The following is a 21,519-nucleotide window of genomic DNA, read 5'->3' as shown; positions in this document are numbered from 1 at the left end:
GGCCCTTTGTGCGGTTTGTCAGGTGACAATTATTTCTTCGCTTCGACCCATTTACCGTCGACAAAGAAGGCTGACCAACCGGTCGCTTTGCCATCTTTCTCTGAAGAAACATACTGCTGCTTCGTCTTACGGCTGAAGCGCACCATCGTCTTGTTACCTTGCGGATCTTCCTGCGGCGCATCGGCCAGATAACGCAGTTTTTCCGGCAGACGATCGCGGAATCGGAACAGCTCTTCGACCAACGGCGCGCGGGTTTCACGCGATTTCGGGAAGGTGTTCGCCGCCAGGAAGACCCCGGCAGCACCGTCACGCAGTACGAAGTAGGCGTCCGATTTCTCGCACGGCAACTCCGGTAACGGAACCGGATCTTCTTTCGGCGGTGCGACTTCACCGTTGCGCAGGATCTTACGGGTGTTCTTACACTCTTCGTTAGTGCAGGCCATGTACTTACCAAAACGCCCCATTTTCAGGTGCATTTCAGAACCACATTTCTCACACTCGACGATCGGGCCGTCATAACCCTTAATGCGGAATTCACCCTCTTCGATCTCGTAACCGTCACAGGTCGGGTTATTACCGCAAACGTGCAGCTTGCGTTTCGGATCGATGAGATAGCTGTCCATTGCCGTGCCGCATTTCTGGCAGCGACGTTTTGCGCGCAGCGCGTTGGTTTCAGCGTCATCGCCTTCCAGCACGTTCAGCACTTCGTTTTCCGGCACCAGGTTGATGGTGGTTTTGCAGCGCTCTTTCGGCGACAGCGCATAACCGGAGCAGCCCAGGAATACCCCCGTACTGGCGGTACGAATGCCCATCTTGCGACCGCAGGTCGGGCAATCGATACTGGTCAACACCATCTCGTTCGGCTGCATGCCGCCCTCTTCTGGCGGTTTCTCAGCCGTTTCGAGCTGTTTGGTGAAATCACCGAAGAAGAGATCCAGCACCTGCTTCCACTCGGCTTCGTGGTTTGCCACGCGGTCGAGATGGTCTTCCATCTGTGCGGTAAAATCGTAGTTCATCAGTTCGCGGAAGTTCGCTTCCAGACGATCGGTGACGATCTCACCCATTTTTTCAGCGTAGAAACGGCGGTTTTCGGTGCGCACATAGCCGCGATCCTGAATGGTCGAAATGATCGACGCATAGGTGGACGGACGGCCAATACCGCGTTTTTCCAGCTCTTTAACCAGCGAGGCTTCGCTAAAGCGCGCCGGCGGTTTGGTGAAGTGCTGAGCAGGCGTCAGTTCAACCAGAGAAAGTTTGTCTCCCTGATTAACCATCGGCAACGTGCGGTCTTCATCGCCTTTGCGCAGCGCAGGCATAACCTTCGTCCAACCATCAAAACGCAGGGTACGACCGCGCGCCTTGAGTTTGAAATCACCCGCCTGCACCGTCAGCGTCGTGGAGTCGTACTGTGCCGGTGTCATCTGACAGGCAACAAACTGACGCCAGATCAGCTGATACAGTTTCTGCGCATCGGCTTCCATATCTTTCAGCGATTCAGCAACCACCGAGACATCGGAAGGACGAATCGCTTCGTGCGCTTCCTGAGAATTCTCTTTGCTGGCGTACTGGTTCGGGTTCTTCGGCAGATATTTATCGCCAAAGTTATCGCCGATATAACCACGCACCATGCTTACTGCGTCCTGGCTCAGGTTGGTAGAGTCGGTACGCATATAAGTAATGTGGCCCGCTTCATACAGACGCTGCGCCATCATCATGGTTTTTTTCACGCCAAAGCCCAGACGGGTGCTGGCGGCTTGCTGCAACGTGGAAGTGATAAACGGCGCGCCAGGCTTGCTGCTGGTCGGTTTATCTTCACGCTCAAGGACGCTGTAGCTCGCTTTTTCCAGCAGGCTAACAGCGGCCATTGTCTCGTCGCGGCTTACCGGACGGAAGGCTTTATCTTTCTGATGCGTCACTTCCAGCGGCAACGCATCGCCACCCGGCGTAGTGGTGCTGGCAACCACGTCCCAGAACTCTTCCGGTACGAAGGCTTTGATTTCGCGTTCGCGCTCAACCACCAGACGCACGGCAACGGATTGCACGCGGCCTGCGGACAAACCACGGGCGATTTTTTTCCACAGCAACGGCGACACCATATAGCCCACAACGCGGTCCATAAAGCGACGCGCCTGCTGCGCGTTAACACGATCGATATTCAGTTCGCCCGGCTTTTCAAACGCCTGACGAATCGCATTTTTTGTAATTTCGTTGAACACCACGCGGCTATAGCGCGAATCATCTCCACCAATCACTTCCCGCAGGTGCCATGCAATGGCTTCCCCTTCGCGGTCAAGGTCGGTTGCGAGATAGATGTGGTCGGCTTTTTCCGCCAGTTGCTTAAGTTCTGAAACTACCTTTTCTTTACCCGGGAGCACTTCGTAGTGCGCTTTCCAGTCATGCCATGGGTCAACGCCCATGCGATTAACCAGCGCGCCACGTTCATCCTTTTTAGGCTTTTTGGCCGTTTTGGTGGAGGCAGAGTCAGCGCTCTTTTTGGCGGCTGAGCCACTTGTCGGCAAATCGCGGATATGACCGACGCTGGACTTAACCACGTAGTCATTACCCAGATACTTATTGATCGTTTTGGCTTTTGCCGGGGACTCAACGATAACGAGAGCTTTACCCATATTCACCTTTACCTAATTTGATTCTTCCAGAATACATCGCACATTGAGTCACCTGTCCACTGGCGACAAGCCTTGTATGTTGCGGCGGTCTCAATGGATATCAACCCTTTAGCCACCCACTTCACATCCTGAAGCCAGGCGGTTGAGTTCACTGACGTTTTACCGCCAGGTGCTATAGCACGAAGAATTTTCGGTCGAATGTCAAGCAAATCTGTTGCCAGATTGCCGAAAGCGTCACACTGTACCTGATAAAATTCGTTACGCAACTTTATTAGCACGCATTTGTTAAACGCGCCAGAAAGGCAGGTACAGGCTTAACCTTAACTATAGCCCTGAAGTTTCAAGGGAGTATTTGCCCCGAGCGCGTGCCCGGCGTAAACTAGGGGAAGTTTTTCGAGGAGTAGAAAATGTCTGGTAATACACAACCCATCGATCGTCAAACTCTGCTTATTGAAGCAAACCGACTCATCCGTGAACATGAAGATACCTTAGCTGGCATCGAAGCCACGGGCGTAGAACAGCGCAATGGCGTATTGATATTCAGCGGCGAGTATTTCCTGGATGAACAAGGCCTGCCCACGCCGAAAAGCACGGCAGTATTTAACATGTTTAAATACCTTGCCCATCAGCTTTCCGAGAAATATCACCTGGTCGACTAACACACGTTGAGTCAGGCGATCTCACAGCCCGGCAGTGAGCCTACCGGGCTGTCCTGAGACTTACATCAACGGCTTTTGCCCCCGCTGCCACCAGCGCAGCAGCAGACGATCCGCACTTTCTGCCGCACTCCCGGTGAAACGGTCCATCATTTTCTTGCGCTGTTTATAACTCACGCTCATCACTTCGCGATCTTTCATCAGGTTCAGCAGCAGTTCATCGCTGGTACCCACTTCATCCACCAGCCCTTTCTCCTGAGCCTGCACGCCGTACCAGTGCTCACCGGTCGCCACCGCGTCGATATCAAGCGTTGGCCGCATCTCTTTAACGAAAGCCTTAAACAGATGATGGGTTTCGTTAAGATCTTCGCGGAATTTCTGCCGCCCCTCTTCCGTGTTTTCCCCCAGCAGCGTCAGGGTACGTTTGTACTGGCCCGCCGTGTGCAACTCGATATCAATATCTTTATTTTTCAGAAAACGATGCAGGTTCGGAATTTGCGCGACCACGCCAATGGAGCCAAGAATGGCAAACGGCGCAGCGACGATTTTATTCGCCACGCAGGCCATCATATAGCCGCCGCTTGCCGCCACTTTATCGACCGCCACCGTCAACGGGATCTGCTTATCGCGGATGCGTTGTAGCTGAGACGACGCCAGGCCGTAACCGTGCACCACGCCACCAGGGCTTTCCAGACGCACCACCACTTCATCTTGCGGCGTGGCGACCGTCAGCACCGCAGTGACCTCTTCACGCAGCGAGGCAACTTCATGTGCATCCATACTGCCTTTAAAATCAATCACCCACACGCGCGGTTTGCCTGAAGGCGTTGCGTTGCCCTGTTTGGCCTTTGCTTTTGCCGCCTTTGCCTCAAGTTTGGCTTTTTTCTTTTGTTCTTTATGCCAGAGTTTTTGCTGTGGGCCGTCGAGCAGCGCCACCGCTAAATCCTCCTGCATCTCTTTATGTTGTTCGCTGAGATTGGTTACCCGCAGCTCTCCACGTTGCCGCTTGCGCTGTGACAAATTGATAATAAGTGCTGCGATTACAATGATTGCGACGACAACCGTCACGATCTTCGCCAAAAACAGACCATATTGAAAAAGAATTTCCACGCTTTCACCTTGTACAAATCCACTGAATCTGTGGACCAGTGTACAACACCGTTTTCGCTACGTCTCGACCACGATTAAAGCCTGCGAGGCGCTTTCCGTAATTCAAATTGGCTGATGAAATCATTGCAAATTGTTAATTTTACGTTGACTCTCCTCCTGGCTGATTGAAATAGTGGCGCGATTAGGGCATAAAGCCCAAAAGCCATGAAAAGAACACAGATTGTGGTAGCGAAAAGCCACAAAGGAGTCGTCGTGCACTACCAGCCTAAACGCGATTTGTTGCAAAACCGTATAATTCTGGTCACCGGTGCCAGTGATGGTATTGGTCGGGAAGCAGCCATCACCTACGCACGCTATAGCGCCAGCGTGGTTTTACTGGGCCGTAATGAAGAAAAATTACGCGCCGTCGCGCAAGAAATTGAAAACCACGGCGGATTGCCCGTACGCTGGTTCACCCTCGACCTGCTCACCTGTACACCACAGGATTGCCAGCAGGTTGGTCAGCAAATCAGCATGCATTACCCGCGCCTTGACGGCGTGCTGCATAACGCCGGGCTGCTCGGCGAAGTGGTGCCAATGTCTGAACAGAAACCCGACATCTGGCAACAGGTGATGCAGGTTAACGTCAACGGCACCTTTATGTTGACCCAGGCGTTACTGCCGCTGTTGTTGCAGTCTGAAGCAGGCTCACTGGTCTTTACCTCCTCAAGCGTAGGCCGCCAGGGGCGCGCCAACTGGGGGGCCTATTCCGTATCCAAATTCGCCACCGAAGGCATGATGCAGGTGCTGGCCGAGGAGTATCAAAACCGCCTGCGCGTCAACTGCATTAACCCCGGCGGTACGCGAACCGGCATGCGTGCCAGCGCGTTTCCGACGGAAGATCCGTTAAAACTGAAAACACCTGCCGATATCATGCCGCTCTATTTGTGGCTGATGGGCGACGATAGTCGCCGCAAAACAGGGATGACTTTCGATGCCCAACCAGGCCGTAAACCGGGGATAGCCCAATGAGTGATGAACGTTACCGCGAGCGCCAGCAGCGCGTGAAAGATAAAGTCGATGCCCGGGTGGCGGCCGCTCAGGAAGAGCGTGGCATTATCATGGTCTTTACCGGCAACGGGAAAGGCAAAACCACCGCTGCCTTTGGGACGGCGACGCGCGCCGTCGGACACGGCAAAAAAGTCGGTGTCATCCAGTTTATTAAAGGCACCTGGCCCAATGGTGAGCGTAATTTGCTGGAGCCCCACGGAGTCGAGTTTCAGGTAATGGCGACCGGTTTTACCTGGAATACGCAGGACCGCGAGAGCGATACGGCCGCCTGTATGGCCGTCTGGCAACACGCCAAACGCATGCTGGCCGATGCATCGCTGGACTTAGTTGTGCTGGATGAGCTGACCTATATGGTGGCCTATGACTATCTGCCGCTGGAAGAGGTACTGAGCGCGTTACGCCAGCGCCCGACGCACCAGTCGGTGATTATCACCGGTCGCGGCTGCCACCGTGATATCACCGAGATGGCCGACACCGTCAGTGAACTGCGTCCGGTGAAACATGCGTTTGACGCGGGTATCAAAGCGCAGATTGGCATCGATTATTAAACAAAGAAATGCCGGAAAGGTGAGCCTTTCCGGCAGTACGGCTTAGAACGAGACGGTTACGCCTGCGTAGTACGCGCGGCCTGGTTCGTTATACGTTGATGCACCATCGTTTTCGCGATAAACCCGTTTATCAAACAGGTTGTTGATGCCGGCATTAGCGCGCAGGTTTTTGGTGATGTCGTAATTGACGTTCAGGCCAAAAATGGAGTACGGGCTGATTTCACGGTTCGACATCTCGCCCGCTTCGTTGCGTATCTCAGCATTCTGGCGCGGCTTCTGACGACCATACTGTGTCCAGCTTAATGTGGTATCCAGTTTGTCGGTGACCTGCCAGTCGAGCTGCGAGTTAATGGTAAATTCAGGAATAACCGAGAGTGGGTTACCGGTTTTTTTGCTTTCGGAGCGGAACATATAGGTTGCGTTGGTGCGCCACTCGAGGACATCGCGCAGCACAGGAATGGTCAGGTTGCCTTCCAGACCCTCAACGATCGCTTTACCGCCGTTTTCCCAACGCAGGATATTGGCGCCATTTGAGGCGTAACCGACCACGTCATCCCCGGCCACGATTTTGTTTTTATAATCGTTGCGGAACCAGGTCACCCCTGCCGCATAGCCGTTGTCATGGAACTCAATCCCCACTTCTTTATTGACGCTGATTTCCGGATCGAGGTCTTCATTACCTAACAGGAAGCAACTACCGGTACTAACCCCGACCGGGCAACCATTGCCACGCGTAGAGAGCAGATATCCCTCAGTAGACTGATAGAGGTTTGGCGCTTTAAACGCCCGCGCGATCCCCGCTTTCAGGGTGAACATATCGCCTAAGCCCTGCGAAATATTCAGGCTCGGGCTCCAGTTGGCTCCAAAAGTGTTGTGATAATCAAAACGCAAACCGGGCAGAACCTGGGTGCTGTCCGTCGCGGCAATGTTATCTTCAAAATAGAGAGAGCTGATGGTTGAACTGTTTTTGCTGCTGCGGTCGCTGGCGCTGCCCGAGACATTACCCACCGTTACGCCCGTGCTATCTGTCGCCGTCATCGAGGCAGGATCGTTCAATTCATCACGGTTCCACTCCGCGCCCAGCGTGACGGTTTGATCCACCAGCAACTGGAGCGGGAAGTTCACTTCGCCACCGGCACGATAGCTTTCGAGACGGCTGGTTGAATAATCATCACTGTTGATCATCCCTTCCACTTTACCGGTGGAGCCTTCATCCAGACGCGTGTTGTTGGTCTTTTCGTAGTTGAAATTGAGTTTCGACGTTCCCCAGTCCCAGATGCCGTTGTAAGTGATGCCGTAGTTCTGGCGGTACATGCGGTTGGTTTCGTCACCATACAGCGTCTGCACTAACCCGCCTGGGCTGACGTTGCTGTTGCTGTACTGAGTATCGCCCGCGTAGATATTCCCCTGGCGACTATAGCCATAGCTGAAGTCGACAATCTGCAACGGGGTAATTTTCCACGATACGACTGCGTTGATATCTTTATTACGCACGCCTTCACGCCCCGCAGCAGCGGAACCGTTCTGGGCGGTATTGATGTCATAGGCATCAGCGTCCGTTTTGTTCAGATTGCCGTACAGACGCATGGTCAGCGCATCTCCGGCCAGCGGTCCGCTCAGGTTAAAGTTAGCGCGTTTGGTCGCGCCTTCTTTGCTGTCTTCCGGCTGATTGGTGAACAGAGAGAGCGAGCCGTGCCAGTCGTTAGTCGGACGTTTAGTGATAATATTCACCACCCCACCCGCCGCACCGGAACCATAGCGCGCCGCCGCCGGGCCACGAATCACTTCAATGCGCTCGACCATTTCCGCCGGAACCCAGTTGGTATCACCGCGCGTATCACGTTCCCCGCGCCAGCTGTAACGCACAGAGTTACGCGATGTCACCGGTACGCCATCAACCATAATCAGGGTGTTTTCCGGCCCCATGCCACGGATATCGATCTGGCGGTTGTTGCCACGGCTACCACTGGCACTGTTTCCCGTCAGGTTAACGCCAGGCATTTTGCGGATGATGTCGGAGAGGTCGTTCACCGGCGGGCTTTTCTGGATATCTTCAGCGGTGATGGTAGAGACGCCTGGCTGCTGCTTGAGCTCCTGCTCAGCGGTAACAATCATGGTTTCGTTATCGGCAAGCGATTCTGTCGGCTCCTCGTTGGCGGCCCACGCGGTGGTACTCAGCAGGCTGGCTAAAAAGAGAGCAATTGGTTTTTTTCGTGTTGTTACAGAAGTATACATTCCATCATTCCCTGTCATGAATCATAAAATCAAGTGCGCATACTAATGATAATTATTCGCATTTCACATATGATTCATGGAATCTCCTTCACATCTCCTTTTTTGCGTAAGAAACAATCAAATCGATAGATTTTGTGAAGGCGGGATGTCAGGCACAAAAAAACCGGGCAAACATTACTGTTTGCCCGGTTTGATAATCAGAAGAGTGATTAACCGTTACTGCGGCTTCCCCCACCACGACGCGGGTTGCTCACCTGGCTATGGCGTTTCACCGCGCGGCGAATCTGATTCGCCTTCATGCGACGTCTGTCTTTCTCAACAGCCACTTTTGATGCCGTTTCAGGTGGCAGTTCAACCAGCTCACGCAGGTAGTTGGTCTGCGCCAGATCGAGTTCGGTATAGCCACCGCGCGGCAGGCCTTTTGGCAGCGGGATATCGCCGTAGCGAACGCGGATAAGGCGGCTAACCTGCACGCCAACGGCTTCCCAAAGACGACGCACTTCGCGGTTACGGCCTTCCGTCAGTGTCACGTTGTACCACTGGTTGATGCCTTCCCCACCGGTAAACTTGATGGTTTTAAACGCCGCCGGGCCATCTTCTAGCTGTACGCCACGAGAAAGCTCGCGAACTTTGCTGTCATCAATCTGGCCGAACACGCGCACCGCGTATTCACGTTCAACTTCACGGCTTGGGTGCATCAGGCGGTTTGCCAGTTCACCATCGGTGGTGAACAGCAGCAGGCCGCAGGTGTTGACGTCCAGACGACCGACGGCAATCCAGCGCGCGCCGCGCAGTTTTGGCAGACGATCGAATACGGTTGGGCGACCTTCAGGGTCGTTACGCGTACAGAGTTCACCTTCCGGCTTGTAATAAGCCAGAACGCGACAAATTTGTTCTACGGATTCTTTAACGGAAATCAGATGGCCATCAATACGAATTTTAAGGCCAGGGATCACTTCAACGCGATCGCCGAGTTTGGCGATTTTGCCGTCGACGCTCACGCGCCCAGCTTCAATAATCGCTTCGATTTCACGACGGGAGCCGTGGCCGGCACGCGCCAGCACTTTTTGCAGTTTTTCGCTTTTATCGCTCATAGAGCTTCCTTCCGGTGTCGCCTTCACAGGCGTCTGGGTATACTTTCAAAAACAATGCGTTGAGTTCAGTTAAACCCTAACTCATTGAAAGGTATCTTTTACACGTCAAATGGCGCACCACGTGCGCCATAACAATAATTCGTGGCCGCGTATCTTACATGAATTTCTGATGAAAAGATTCATCTGGTTTATTCACGTTTACAGGAACGGCTTCACATCGCCCACGCCTTCACGCAGCACCACTGGCGCGTCGTCAGTTAAATCAATGACCGTGGTCGGCTGTTGGCCCAGATAACCACCATGAATAATCAAATCGACCACTTTTTCCAGACGGTCTTTAATCTCTTCCGGATCGGATTCGGTAAATTCGCTGCCCGGTAGCATCAGGGAGGTCGAAAGCATTGGCTCGCCTAATACTTCCAGCAATGCCTGGGCGATGGGGTTAGACGGCACGCGCATGCCGATGGTTTTACGCTTTTCCTGCAACAGACGGCGCGGCACCTCTTTCGTCCCTTTCAGGATGAAGGTGTAATTGCCCGGCGTGTTGTTTTTCATCAGGCGAAACGCCACGTTATCGACGTAAGAATAGGTCGACAGTTCGGACAAGTCGCGGCACATCAGCGTAAAGTTGTGGCCATCTGGCAGATGACGAATACGACAGATGCGCTCCATCGCGCCTTTATCTTCAATTTTGCAGCCCAGCGCATAGCCGGAATCGGTTGGGTAGACAATCACCCCACCTTTGCGCACGATCTCAACCGCCTGGTTAATCAGTCGCGCCTGCGGGTTATCCGGGTGGATGTAAAAAAACTGACTCATACTTCCCTCTCAGTAGAATTCTGTGGCGTCTCGAAGCGTTGCCAGATGCCCTCTACCCCGGCGGGTAGCCACAGCTTACGGCCCAGTTCTATCCATGGGCAGGGTTGATGAAAATCAGAACCCTGCGAGGCCAGTAACGCGTATTCTCGGGCATAGGTTGCAAGCTGAGCGCGCTCGTGTGGCGCCTGCTGGCACTGCGCGACTTCCATCGCATCGCCACCCTGTTCACTGAAGTGGGCCAGCAATCTTTTCAGCCACTTGGCAGACAGGTTGTAACGGGCCGGATGGGCCATTACCGCCACGCCGCCTGAATGATGAATGACATCAATAGCTTCCCTTATTGTACACCACTGTGGCGGAACGTATCCCGTTTTCCCGCGCGCGAGATATTTTTTAAACACATCACCAATGGTGTTCGCTTTCCCCTGCTCCACCAGGAAACGGGCGAAATGCCCGCGCGTTACCGCACCGCCGTCGGCCAGTCGCTGTGCGCCTTCCAGCGCGCCGGGAATATGCGCTTTCTCAAGACGCTCGGCAATCATCGCCGCCCGCTCGTTGCGGCGCGCTTTTTGCTGATTCAGAAAGGCGGTTAAGGCCGGATGCGCAATATCAATATTCAGGCCGACAATATGAATTTCATGATTTTCCCACAGCGTAGAAATCTCAACGCCGGTAATTAAGTTCAGCGCCAGCCCGGCACGCGCGATCTCTGCCTGCGCCAGAGGGATGCCATCGACAGTGTCGTGATCGGTGATCGCCAGCGTACCTACGCGCATTTCTCCGGCGCGATGCACCAGCGCTTCCGGCGTCAGTCGACCATCAGAGGCGGTGGTATGGCTGTGAAGATCGTAAATCACTGCGTATGTTGTGTCGCTCAAAACGGCTCCCGTTGGGCTAATATTCGTATAAGACGGTTCATCATAACGTTTACTGAGGAATTTCTAAAATCAGGGGTTGACTTTGATTCATCGAACTAGTTAACTAGTACGCAAGTTCACTTAAGCAAGGTATCGGCAAATGAAGACGAAAATCAATGTACTGCATGGTTGGTGGCGCACTCCCAGATAACGGGCAGTGTCATCACGTCTGCATTATGCAAACAGATACCCGGCCCGCCACTGAGCGGGCTTTTTATTGAACACTTATTTTACAGAACAGGCGAAACAAACAATGCAAACACCAAAACCAACGCTTGAGCTTCTGACCAGTGACGCGATTTATCGTGAAAACCCCACCGCGCTGTTTCATCAGCTATGCGGTTCACGCCCGGCCACGTTGCTGCTGGAATCTGCGGATATTGATAGCAAAAACGATTTAAAAAGCCTGCTGCTGGTCGACAGTGCGCTGCGTATTACCGCACTCGGTGACACTGTCACTATTCAGGCGCTAACCGAAAACGGCGCGTCACTGCTGCCGCTGCTGGATGCGGCGCTGCCAGCGGGTGTTGACAACCAGCATCAGGCCAGTGGCCGCGTGCTGACTTTCCCGGCGGTCAGTCAATTGCTGGATGAAGATGCGCGTCTGTGCTCGCTGTCGGTTTTTGACGCGTTCCGCCTGCTGCAAACGCTGGTGACGCTGCCAGAAGACGAGCGCGATGCAATGTTCTTCGGCGGGCTGTTCGCTTATGACCTGGTGGCCGGTTTTGAAGACCTGCCAACGCTTGAAAGCGACACCTCCTGCCCGGATTACTGCTTCTACCTGGCGGAAACCCTGCTGGTAATTGACCACCAGACCAAAAACACGCGCATTCAGGCCAGCCTGTTCACGCCATCATTGAGTGAAAAAGACAGGTTGCTGCAACGCATTGCGGAGCTGCGTCAACAACTGAACGAGCCACCTGCGGCTCTGCCGGTGGAAACTGTTGAACAGATGCGCTGCGATACCAATCAAAGTGATGAAGAGTACGGTGATGTGGTGCGCAAAATGCAAAAAGCGATTCGCGCCGGGGAAATTTTCCAGGTGGTACCGTCTCGCCGCTTCTCTCTGCCCTGCCCGTCGCCGCTGGCCGCTTATGATGTTCTGAAAAAGAGCAACCCAAGCCCGTATATGTTCTTCATGCAGGATAACGATTTCACCCTGTTCGGCGCTTCACCGGAAAGCTCGTTGAAATATGAAGCCGCCAGCCGCCAGATTGAGATCTACCCGATTGCCGGTACCCGCCCACGCGGTCGCCGCGCAGACGGTTCTCTGGACCGCGACCTTGATAGCCGCATTGAGCTGGAGATGCGTACCGACCATAAAGAGCTGTCGGAGCATCTGATGCTGGTTGACCTCGCGCGTAATGACCTGGCGCGCATTTGTACACCGGGCAGCCGCTATGTGGCGGACCTCACCAAAGTTGACCGTTACTCCTTCGTCATGCATCTGGTTTCTCGCGTTGTCGGCGAGCTGCGTAAAGATCTCGACGTGCTGCACGCCTATCGCGCCTGCATGAACATGGGCACCCTGAGCGGCGCACCGAAGGTTCGCGCGATGCAACTTATCGCAGGCGCAGAAGGCAAGCGTCGCGGCAGCTACGGCGGCGCGGTCGGCTACTTCACCGCTCACGGCGATCTGGATACCTGCATTGTGATCCGCTCAGCCTTCGTTGAAAACGGCGTTGCCACCGTTCAGGCTGGCGCAGGTGTGGTACTAGATTCTGTTCCCCAGTCCGAAGCCGATGAAACACGTAATAAAGCACGCGCGGTACTGCGCGCTATCGCGACCGCACACCACGCACAGGAGATTTTCTGATGGCTGACATTCTGCTGCTCGATAATATCGACTCATTCACCTATAACCTTGCAGATCAGCTACGCGCCAACGGTCACAACGTGGTGATTTATCGCAACCATGTGCCCGCTCAAACGTTAATTGAACGTCTGGGCACCATGAAAAACCCGGTGCTGATGCTCTCGCCAGGCCCTGGCGCGCCGTCCGAAGCTGGCTGTATGCCGGAACTGTTGACCCGCATGCGCGGCAAGTTGCCGATTATCGGTATCTGTCTCGGACATCAGGCGATTGTCGAAGCCTATGGCGGCTACGTTGGTCAGGCAGGTGAAATCCTGCACGGGAAAGCGTCAAGCATTGAACACGACGGCCAGGCAATGTTTGCCGGGCTGAGCAATCCGCTGCCGGTCGCCCGCTACCACTCGCTGGTTGGCAGCAATATACCCGCGGGCTTAACCATTAACGCGCACTTTAACGGCATGGTGATGGCGGTTCGCCACGATGCGGATCGCGTGTGTGGTTTCCAGTTCCACCCGGAATCGATTTTGACCACGCAGGGCGCACGCCTGCTGGAACAAACCCTGGCATGGGCGCTGCAAAAACTGGAGCAGACCAACACCCTGCAACCGATTCTGGAAAAACTGTATCAGGCGCAAACCCTGACGCAACAGGAAAGCCACCAGCTTTTTTCTGCCGTGGTTCGCGGCGAAGTGAAACCGGAGCAGCTGGCTGCCGCGCTGGTCAGCATGAAAATTCGCGGTGAGAGCCCGATTGAAATTGCCGGGGCGGCCACCGCATTACTGGAAAACGCCGCACCGTTCCCACGACCGGACTATCCGTTTGCCGATATCGTCGGCACCGGTGGCGACGGTAGCAATAGCATCAATATCTCCACCGCCAGCGCCTTTGTCGCGGCGGCCTGTGGGTTGAAAGTGGCGAAACACGGCAACCGTAGCGTCTCCAGCAAATCCGGATCATCGGACTTACTGGCAGCATTCGGCATCAATCTGGATATGAATGCTGATAAGTCGCGAAAAGCACTGGATGAACTGGGCGTCTGCTTCCTGTTCGCACCGAAATACCACACCGGGTTCAGATATGCGATGCCGGTTCGCCAGCAGTTGAAAACCCGCACGTTGTTTAACGTGCTGGGGCCGCTGATTAACCCGGCGCATCCCCCGCTGGCGCTGATTGGTGTCTACAGCCCGGAACTGGTGCTGCCGATTGCCGAAACCCTGCGTGTACTGGGCTACCAACGCGCGGCCGTGGTACACAGCGGCGGTATGGATGAAGTGTCACTGCATGCGCCAACCGTCGTGGCCGAGCTTAATCAGGGCGAAATCAAGAGCTATCAGCTGACCGCCGCCGACTTTGGCCTCAAGCCGTACCATCAGGAAGAGCTGGCTGGCGGCACGCCGGAAGAAAACCGTGACATTCTCACGCGCTTGTTACAAGGTAAAGGTGAGACAGCGCATGAGTCCGCCGTCGCTGCCAACGTCGCCATGTTAATGCGCCTTTATGGCCATGAAGATTTAAAAGCCAACGCACAAAAAGTACTGGATGTTCTGCGCAGCGGTGCAGCCTATGATTGCGTCACCGCATTAGCGGCAAGAGGGTAAAAAATGCAGACCGTATTAGCAAAAATCGTAGCCGATAAAGCGATTTGGGTAGAAGCCCGTAAACAACAACAACCGTTAGCCACGTTCCAGAATGATGTTCAGCCTACGCAGCGTAGTTTCTACGATGCGCTGCGCGGCACACGCACCGCCTTTATTCTGGAGTGTAAAAAAGCCTCTCCGTCGAAAGGCGTCATCCGTGATGATTTCGACCCGGCGCGTATTGCAGGTGTCTATAAGCATTATGCATCAGCTATTTCCGTGTTAACCGATGAGAAATATTTCCAGGGTAATTTTGAGTTTTTACCTATCGTCAGCAAAATCGCGCACCAGCCGATTCTGTGTAAGGACTTTATTATCGATCCTTACCAGATTTACCTGGCGCGTTTTTACCAGGCCGATGCCTGTCTACTGATGCTCTCGGTCCTTGATGATGAACAGTATCGTCAGCTCGCCGCCGTCGCCCACAGTCTGAAAATGGGCGTGCTGACGGAAGTGAGTAATGAAGAAGAGCTGGAACGCGCGATTGCGCTGGGCGCAAAAGTGGTCGGAATCAACAACCGCGACCTGCGCGACCTCTCTATCGACCTGAACCGTACCCGCCAGCTGGCGCCGCGTTTGGGCCATGACGTTACGGTGATCAGCGAATCGGGGATTAACACCTATGCCCAGGTACGCGAGTTAAGCCACTTTGCTAACGGTTTTCTGATTGGCTCTGCGCTGATGTCGCACGACGATCTGAATACGGCAGTCCGCCGCGTGCTGCTGGGCGAAAAGAAAGTCTGCGGGCTGACGCGTCCACAGGATGCACAGGCGGCATATGACGCTGGCGCAATTTTCGGGGGACTGATTTTTGTTGCCACCTCACCTCGTGCCGTAACGCCTGAACAGGCCCGTGAGGTGATGGCCGCCGCACCATTGAATTACGTGGGCGTCTTCCGCAATGCTCCTGTTCACGATGTCGTTGCACGTGCAAGTGAACTGTCGCTCGCCGCCGTACAACTGCACGGTAATGAAGATCAGGCTTATATCGACACCCTGCGCGTTCAGTTGCCGGCAACAGTGCAAATCTGGAAAGCCCTCAGCGTGGGCGAAACCCTGCCCGCGCGTAATCTGAATCACGTGGATAAATACGTATTCGATAACGGCCAGGGCGGTACCGGTCAACGTTTCGACTGGTCGCTGTTGAAGGGACAGGATCTCAGCAACGTGATTCTGGCAGGTGGATTAGGCGCAGATAACTGCGTAGACGCAGCCAAAAGCGGCTGTGCCGGGCTGGATTTCAATTCAGGTGTAGAGTCGCAACCGGGTGTAAAAGATGCCAGCAAACTGGCCTCGGTTTTCCAGACACTGCGCGCATATTAAGGTATGAAAGGAGCAACAATGAGCACGTTACTTAACCCCTATTTCGGCGAGTTTGGCGGAATGTACGTTCCGCAAATCCTGATGCCTGCGCTGCGTCAACTGGAAGAAGCCTTCGTCAGCGCGCAAAAAGATCCGGAATTTCAGGCGGAATTTACCGACCTGCTGAAAAACTACGCGGGTCGTCCGACTGCGCTGACCAAATGCCGTAACTTAACAGCGGGTACCAAAACCACGTTGTACCTGAAGCGTGAAGATCTGCTACACGGCGGCGCACATAAAACCAACCAGGTGCTGGGCCAGGCATTACTGGCTAAACGCATGGGTAAAACCGAAATCATCGCCGAGACCGGGGCGGGTCAGCATGGTGTGGCATCGGCGCTCGCCTGTGCCCTGTTGGGTCTGAAGTGCCGCATCTATATGGGTGCGAAAGATATTGAACGCCAGTCACCGAACGTATTCCGTATGCGTTTGATGGGCGCGGAAGTGATTGCAGTGCACAGTGGTTCCGCCACGCTGAAAGATGCCTGTAACGAAGCGCTGCGCGACTGGTCTGGCAGCTACGAAACCGCGCACTATATGCTCGGCACGGCGGCAGGCCCACACCCGTTCCCGACCATTGTGCGTGAATTCCAGCGCATGATTGGCGAAGAAACCAAAGTTCAGGTGCTGGAAAAAGAAGGTCGTCTGCCAGACGCCGTCATCGCCTGTGTCGGAGGCGGCTCCAACGCCATCGGTATGTTTGCCGATTTTATTACTGAAACCAGCGTCGGTTTGATTGGTGTTGAACCTGCGGGGCATGGTATCGACACCGGCGAGCACGGCGCGCCGCTGAAACATGGTCGTGTCGGCATCTACTTCGGTATGAAATCGCCGATGATGCAGACCGATGAGGGGCAGATTGAAGAATCTTACTCCATCTCTGCGGGCCTCGACTTCCCGTCTGTCGGGCCACAGCATGCGTATCTGAACAGCATTGGCCGCGCGGAGTATGTCTCTATTACCGATAACGAAGCGCTCGACGCCTTTAAAGAACTCAGCCGTCACGAAGGGATTATCCCGGCGCTGGAGTCGTCACACGCCCTGGCGCACGCGCTGAAAATGATGCGTGAAAATCCGGAGAAAGAGCAGCTTCTGGTGGTTAACCTCTCCGGTCGCGGCGACAAAGACATCTTCACCGTACACGATATTCTGAAAGCTCGAGGGGAAATCTGATGGAACGTTATGACAACCTGTTTGCAGAACTCACCGCCCGCAAGGAAGGCGCATTTGTTCCCTTTGTCACCCTCGGCGATCCGAACCCGGAGCAATCGCTGAAGATTATCGATGCGCTGATTGAAGGCGGCGCGGATGCGCTGGAGCTGGGTATTCCCTTCTCCGACCCGCTGGCGGACGGCCCGACCATTCAGAGTGCGACGCTGCGTGCGTTCGCCTCTAACGTCACGCCGACGCAGTGCTTTGAGATGCTGGCGGCGATCCGCCAAAAACATCCGACCATGCCTATCGGCCTGTTGATGTATGCGAACCTGGTATTTAACCGCGGGATTGATGAATTTTACGCGGAATGTGCGCGAGTGGGTGTTGATTCAGTCCTGGTCGCCGATGTGCCGATTGAAGAGTCAGCCCCGTTCCGCCAGGCTGCAATGCGCCATAATGTGGCGCCTATCTTCATCTGCCCGCCAAACGCCGACGACGAACTGCTGCGTCAGATTGCTTCACACGGTCGCGGTTATACCTACCTGCTTTCCCGTGCAGGTGTGACCGGAGCCGACAGCCGCGCGGCGCTTCCCCTGCATCACCTCGTTGAAAAACTGGCGGAATATCACGCCGCGCCTCCGTTACAGGGCTTTGGTATTTCTACACCAGAGCAGGTGCATGCCTCAATTGAAGCCGGTGCCGCCGGGGCGATTTCCGGTTCCGCCACGGTGAAAATTATCGAGAAGAATCTTGATAAGCCCGACGTTATGCTGGCCGAGTTGAAAGCCTTTGCGCAGGCTATGAAGGCGGCAACACGTCAGAAGTGATCGTGCCAGGGCCGGGCAAGCGTAGCGCCCCCGGCAAGATACAGGCACATTTTTAAAGCGTTATCTCTATGTAAAAGCTGCCAACCGGCAGCTTTTACTTTTGGATGCGGAAAAAATGCAATTAACACAAACTGTAGGGTTGATATCTTAGATGAGAACCATTATCTTTCTCATTAACGAATAGTTGAGCAAATCACTCAAGTATTCGTTACGACATTGCTCACATTGCTTCCAGTATGACTTGCCCGCCTTCCAGCGGGCTTTTTTTATTCAATCACCCGCTCTATCGAGCCCTGGTCATTGATATACATGCAGCGATTTCTGCCTGACTGTTTACCCACGTACATCGCGCCGTCGGCACGTTCAAGCACGATACGCAGCAATTCCCCCGGAATTGCCCGTGTTAAGCCTGAGGTGACGGTAACCGGAATATCATATTGCCCAACCCTGATTTGATGATGCTCAATTGCACGCGTGATACGCAGGCCAGCCGCCATCGCTTCCGCCTCGCCCTTCGCCTTCAGGATCACGATAAATTCTTCGCCGCCAAAACGGTACACCGGCTCATAATTGCGCGTGCAGCTTTGCAATTTTTGCGCAAAGGCGCGCAAAACTTCATCACCAATAATATGTCCGTAGCTATCATTGATGCGTTTAAAGTGATCGATATCCAGAATCATCACGTACAGATCGCCGTTGCTGCGATCCATAACCTGGCTTTCGAATGATTCATCTAGGATTCTTCTCAACGGTAAACTGGTTAATGCATCATAACTTATACGTAGCTGTAATAAATGTGTCTGATAAACAGTTATGGCCGCGACAAATTCCTGAAGGGCATGTTCAAAATCATTAAACAGTGTCTCTTGTATATTATTCTGTAAAACTGAATCGACTAATTGACGACAAACTTCATGCACCCGAATATGTTTATCATTAATGGTTAATAAAAAACCTTTATCTTCGGTATGAGTGACCAGATATTGATTCAACCAGCCGCCAAACTGGCAGCAGTTATGTGCCTCGAGGCTGGTAATGTCATCCGGACTACCGTCGCGTTTTGCGATAAGGCGGAACGCCTGCACCAGCCAGCGATAGTGCCCCCCGACAGAACGATTCAACCCCGTAAGGAGTTCATCTATCTCTTTCAACTTCCTGTTCATCTGGCCTCCGACAATAACGTTAAGCGTGTGACGTGAAACATTAACAATAATTAATTAAAACTTTGTCAAGAAAGACAAAAAAATAGCATTCATCACTCAATATTTAATTAATTACAGGGAGAGCTGGCCCTGATTACAATACAATCTAATTAATAACTCTTACGAATACTCTTGTAATATTAGGAAAACTACAACAATACTGTTCGAGAATAAATGAAGACTTCCTGGTTAGGAAGTCTTTCTACGACAAAAATCTAAATCTGAGTGATTAGGCGCTTACTCTGCCCACTCGATGCGGCCACGTCCATTGTTCTTCGCCCGATAGAGTGCCTCGTCCACCTTACGAATAAACGAATCCTGCGCCTCGCCCAAATCGCGTGAACCCACCCCAATACTGATGGAGAGCGGCTGATCGCCGTTGACCAGAATCGTTCTCGCATTTTCGAGCACCGATTGCGCAAAGAGATGCATGTCGCTCGCCGAACGCCCCTCAACAATAATGGCGAACTCTTCCCCGCCGATGCGCGCAGGCATCACGCTATCGCTACTTAAATTCAGCAACTGTTTGCCCAGCGCAAACAACACTTCATCGCCGATCAGGTGGCCCCAGGTATCGTTGATGCGTTTGAAAAAATCAATATCCAGAATAATCAGTGAGACCTGACGCCCCTCCTTTTCCCGAATAGTATCGATAAAAAAGCGGCGATTCGGTAGTTGGGTCAATTCATCGCGCAGGGATTTAAAGCGCGCATCGACATATAACATATTTATACGCTGAATGATTTTATAGACACCGACCGCCGTCGCCAGCATTCCGGCCAGGCGCAACATGTCTTCACAATAGAATCCCATCCAGCGGGGTTGCTGAACAATTTCGTCCATCACATCGAACGTCATGCCCGCAATCCACAGTAGAAAACCATAGCGCACCCAACGCAATACGTCATGGGCAAGACGAACCCGCGTTGCGCTCCAGTACATAAAGATAAGGAATATCAGGCCAATACCATCAATATAGAGCCCAGGGTTACGCACGATTTGCTGCGCATTACCCAGCGGCTTTCCCGTCAACACGGTTGCCACTACAACCAACACGAAAACGATCGCCACCCACCCCATTCGTCCTGGCTGAACGCCCGTTTTTTCCATCCTGTTTTCAGTCGGCATTAACGTACTCCTGATATCGCCTGCTGGCTTTACGGCAAAATGGTTATCGCAATTATAGGTAATCTGACATTAATTCTAGCGGTCATTCACCCTGGAACATAGTGAAATGTATCAGAGCTGATATTGCCCGCCGACGATTATTCAATTATTGTAAATTCGCTTAATACCTTAATAAGAATAAGGATGTTCTTATGTGTACGAATTATTTAGTGATTGTTGCCGCAGCCGTGACCAGCTTTATTCTTGAGATGGACATTGATGTACACACTATCATGCAATGGTTTGATCCGTGGCTGGACGCGCTGCGTGTATGGGCGAGGTATAATAACCTGTTCATGCTGAAAGGATGATGCTGAAGGGATTACCGGGAAGAGATCCTCATGGTGCTGAAACCGGGCAAGGCTGGCCGCAGAAGACCAGCCTTGCAATCTGTTAGAACCGATAGCCTGCTGAGAACATAAACACCCATGGGTCGAGACGCGTACTGACGCTTTGACGCTCGCCGTTATGTTTGAATTTCACGTTGGTGTCGATATCCATATACCAGACGGGTAGCGGAAAATTTCACCTCTATCCGTCTGAAATTATTATCTATTCAACCATTTTACGGTGTGGATTCTCATAAAAATCGAATAAAAAAATATGTCGAAAAATCAATAAGTAAAAAATAGTTTTGCAGAACGATATTGACCTATCCTAGCCACAGATGCACTGTATATAAAACCAGTGAAACTGAGGTGCCCTATGTTTGTTGAACTTGTATACGATAAGCGCAATGTCGAAGGTCTGCCGGGAGCCCGTGAAATCATCCTGTCTGAGCTGACTAAACGTGTTCACCGGATTTTTCCTGATGCAGATGTGAAGGTGAAGCCGATGCAGGCGAACGCCCTAAACAGTGACTGTACGAAAACAGAGAAAGAGCGGCTTAACCGCATGCTGGAGGAAATGTTTGAAGAGGCTGATATGTGGATGGTGGCTGACTGATGGACATCGATAACATCATTATTTCTGGTGTCAGAATCTACTTTCCACCAGATAATACCCTACCCACACCATCGTCGGATATGCTCACATTTGCCGTTATCAGGGATGAACAGGAGTTATCCGACTACTTTCTGATGATCCACAAAGATGGGAGATGGGGACTGGCTACCGCACGATTATTCAAAGAACCGGCTGAAGCCATCAGTACGGCAACCAAAATCGGGCAAAATATGTGGTGACCGCATTATTAACTTATATACTTTTTGCACGTGCCAGGGCATGAACAACCTGGCCGCTGCCGCAGCCCATTACGATAATCATCGCGACTGCGGCACTTTTAGTTAGTCCTGCTGAA

Annotated in this window: 19 protein-coding genes, 1 pseudogene and 1 other annotated feature; of the genes and pseudogenes, 11 read left to right on the top strand and 9 right to left on the bottom strand. The window is 53.1% G+C overall.

The window, feature by feature from the left end; all coding sequences use genetic code 11:
- Positions 1-29: 29 nt before the first annotated feature.
- Positions 30-2,627: a type I DNA topoisomerase gene (topA, locus tag ACWWFX_RS16130; protein WP_149464605.1), complete on the bottom strand. Its 2,598-nt coding sequence runs from the start codon at positions 2,625-2,627 to the stop codon at positions 30-32.
- A gap of 407 nt (positions 2,628-3,034) precedes the next feature.
- Here topA and ACWWFX_RS16125 point away from each other — a divergent pair, with 407 nt between their 5' ends.
- Positions 3,035-3,286, top strand: a complete 252-nt coding sequence (locus ACWWFX_RS16125; RefSeq protein ID WP_015964650.1) for a YciN family protein — start codon at positions 3,035-3,037, stop codon at positions 3,284-3,286.
- Positions 3,287-3,346: 60 nt separating this feature from the next.
- Here ACWWFX_RS16125 and sohB read toward each other — a convergent pair whose 3' ends face one another.
- Positions 3,347-4,393 carry a protease SohB gene (gene sohB / locus ACWWFX_RS16120; RefSeq protein ID WP_015964651.1) on the bottom strand — a complete coding sequence of 349 codons (1,047 nt, stop codon included), beginning with the start codon at positions 4,391-4,393 and terminating at the stop codon, positions 3,347-3,349.
- A gap of 252 nt (positions 4,394-4,645) precedes the next feature.
- On the opposite strand from sohB, the gene ACWWFX_RS16115 reads away from it, so the two are divergent.
- Positions 4,646-5,404 carry a YciK family oxidoreductase gene (locus ACWWFX_RS16115; RefSeq protein WP_473224252.1) on the top strand — a complete coding sequence of 253 codons (759 nt, stop codon included), beginning with the start codon at positions 4,646-4,648 and terminating at the stop codon, positions 5,402-5,404.
- Positions 5,401-5,991 (top strand): cob(I)yrinic acid a,c-diamide adenosyltransferase, encoded by a 591-nt coding sequence (gene cobO / locus ACWWFX_RS16110; RefSeq protein ID WP_276224272.1) that lies wholly within the window; start codon positions 5,401-5,403, stop codon positions 5,989-5,991. Before ACWWFX_RS16115 ends, cobO begins: the two co-directional genes overlap by 4 nt.
- Positions 5,992-6,033: 42 nt before the next feature.
- Here cobO and ACWWFX_RS16105 read toward each other — a convergent pair whose 3' ends face one another.
- The 4 genes from ACWWFX_RS16105 to rnm form a co-directional block, all read right to left on the bottom strand.
- The gene (locus tag ACWWFX_RS16105; RefSeq protein ID WP_473224251.1) at positions 6,034-8,226 is read right to left on the bottom strand and encodes a TonB-dependent siderophore receptor; all 2,193 of its coding nucleotides are present in this window, start codon (positions 8,224-8,226) and stop codon (positions 6,034-6,036) included.
- Positions 8,227-8,435: 209 nt separating this feature from the next.
- Positions 8,436-9,320 carry a 23S rRNA pseudouridine(2605) synthase RluB gene (gene rluB / locus ACWWFX_RS16100; RefSeq protein WP_015964655.1) on the bottom strand — a complete coding sequence of 295 codons (885 nt, stop codon included), beginning with the start codon at positions 9,318-9,320 and terminating at the stop codon, positions 8,436-8,438.
- A 198-nt stretch (positions 9,321-9,518) separates the two neighbouring features.
- Positions 9,519-10,139 carry an L-threonylcarbamoyladenylate synthase gene (locus ACWWFX_RS16095; protein WP_473224250.1) on the bottom strand — a complete coding sequence of 207 codons (621 nt, stop codon included), beginning with the start codon at positions 10,137-10,139 and terminating at the stop codon, positions 9,519-9,521.
- Positions 10,136-11,017 carry an RNase RNM gene (gene rnm / locus ACWWFX_RS16090; RefSeq protein WP_015964657.1) on the bottom strand — a complete coding sequence of 294 codons (882 nt, stop codon included), beginning with the start codon at positions 11,015-11,017 and terminating at the stop codon, positions 10,136-10,138. The genes ACWWFX_RS16095 and rnm overlap by 4 nt, the downstream gene beginning before the upstream one ends.
- A 163-nt stretch (positions 11,018-11,180) precedes the next feature.
- Positions 11,181-11,275 (top strand) — a sequence feature (Trp leader region).
- A gap of 34 nt (positions 11,276-11,309) precedes the next feature.
- On the opposite strand from rnm, the gene ACWWFX_RS16085 reads away from it, so the two are divergent.
- From ACWWFX_RS16085 to trpA, 5 genes are read left to right on the top strand one after another with little or no spacing between them, the layout of a single operon-like run.
- The gene (locus tag ACWWFX_RS16085; RefSeq protein WP_473224249.1) at positions 11,310-12,872 is read left to right on the top strand and encodes an anthranilate synthase component 1; all 1,563 of its coding nucleotides are present in this window, start codon (positions 11,310-11,312) and stop codon (positions 12,870-12,872) included.
- Positions 12,872-14,467: a bifunctional anthranilate synthase glutamate amidotransferase component TrpG/anthranilate phosphoribosyltransferase TrpD gene (gene trpD, locus ACWWFX_RS16080; protein ID WP_015964659.1), complete on the top strand. Its 1,596-nt coding sequence runs from the start codon at positions 12,872-12,874 to the stop codon at positions 14,465-14,467. The genes ACWWFX_RS16085 and trpD overlap by 1 nt, the downstream gene beginning before the upstream one ends.
- Positions 14,468-14,470: 3 nt before the next feature.
- Complete coding sequence (gene trpCF, locus ACWWFX_RS16075; protein ID WP_473224248.1) at positions 14,471-15,829, top strand: bifunctional indole-3-glycerol-phosphate synthase TrpC/phosphoribosylanthranilate isomerase TrpF; 1,359 nt, start codon at positions 14,471-14,473, stop codon at positions 15,827-15,829.
- An 18-nt stretch (positions 15,830-15,847) separates the two neighbouring features.
- Positions 15,848-17,041, top strand: coding sequence for a tryptophan synthase subunit beta (trpB, locus tag ACWWFX_RS16070; RefSeq protein ID WP_473224247.1), 1,194 nt, complete (start codon positions 15,848-15,850; stop codon positions 17,039-17,041).
- Entirely contained in the window at positions 17,041-17,850 is an 810-nt protein-coding gene (gene trpA, locus ACWWFX_RS16065) for a tryptophan synthase subunit alpha (protein ID WP_473224246.1), read from the top strand. The genes trpB and trpA overlap by 1 nt, the downstream gene beginning before the upstream one ends.
- A gap of 266 nt (positions 17,851-18,116) precedes the next feature.
- Here the strand turns inward: trpA and ACWWFX_RS16060 are convergent, their stop codons facing one another.
- Together ACWWFX_RS16060 and ACWWFX_RS16055 are read right to left on the bottom strand one after the other, a co-directional pair.
- Positions 18,117-19,001 (bottom strand): diguanylate cyclase, encoded by an 885-nt coding sequence (locus tag ACWWFX_RS16060; RefSeq protein WP_473224245.1) that lies wholly within the window; start codon positions 18,999-19,001, stop codon positions 18,117-18,119.
- A gap of 288 nt (positions 19,002-19,289) precedes the next feature.
- Positions 19,290-20,180: a GGDEF domain-containing protein gene (locus tag ACWWFX_RS16055; RefSeq protein ID WP_473224244.1), complete on the bottom strand. Its 891-nt coding sequence runs from the start codon at positions 20,178-20,180 to the stop codon at positions 19,290-19,292.
- Between the two features lie 191 nt (positions 20,181-20,371).
- On the opposite strand from ACWWFX_RS16055, the gene ACWWFX_RS16050 reads away from it, so the two are divergent.
- Positions 20,372-20,530 (top strand): hypothetical protein, encoded by a 159-nt coding sequence (locus ACWWFX_RS16050; protein WP_276224290.1) that lies wholly within the window; start codon positions 20,372-20,374, stop codon positions 20,528-20,530.
- Between the two features lie 82 nt (positions 20,531-20,612).
- Here the strand turns inward: ACWWFX_RS16050 and ACWWFX_RS16045 are convergent.
- Positions 20,613-20,735: pseudogene (locus ACWWFX_RS16045) on the bottom strand (OmpW family outer membrane protein); the annotation flags it as partial.
- Between the two features lie 189 nt (positions 20,736-20,924).
- Between ACWWFX_RS16045 and ACWWFX_RS16040 the strand changes: the two are divergent.
- Both ACWWFX_RS16040 and ACWWFX_RS16035 read left to right on the top strand, forming a co-directional pair.
- Positions 20,925-21,164, top strand: coding sequence for a DinI family protein (locus ACWWFX_RS16040; RefSeq protein WP_473224243.1), 240 nt, complete (start codon positions 20,925-20,927; stop codon positions 21,162-21,164).
- On the top strand, positions 21,164-21,403 hold the full coding sequence (locus ACWWFX_RS16035) for a hypothetical protein (RefSeq protein ID WP_097475494.1): 240 nt from the start codon (positions 21,164-21,166) through the stop codon (positions 21,401-21,403). Before ACWWFX_RS16040 ends, ACWWFX_RS16035 begins: the two co-directional genes overlap by 1 nt.
- Positions 21,404-21,519 lie beyond the last annotated feature (116 nt).

This window comes from Pseudocitrobacter sp. 2023LY-00077, from assembly GCF_055796175.1.
Note: the sequence above shows the minus strand (reverse complement) of the source record. Positions and strands in the feature narration are given on the sequence as shown.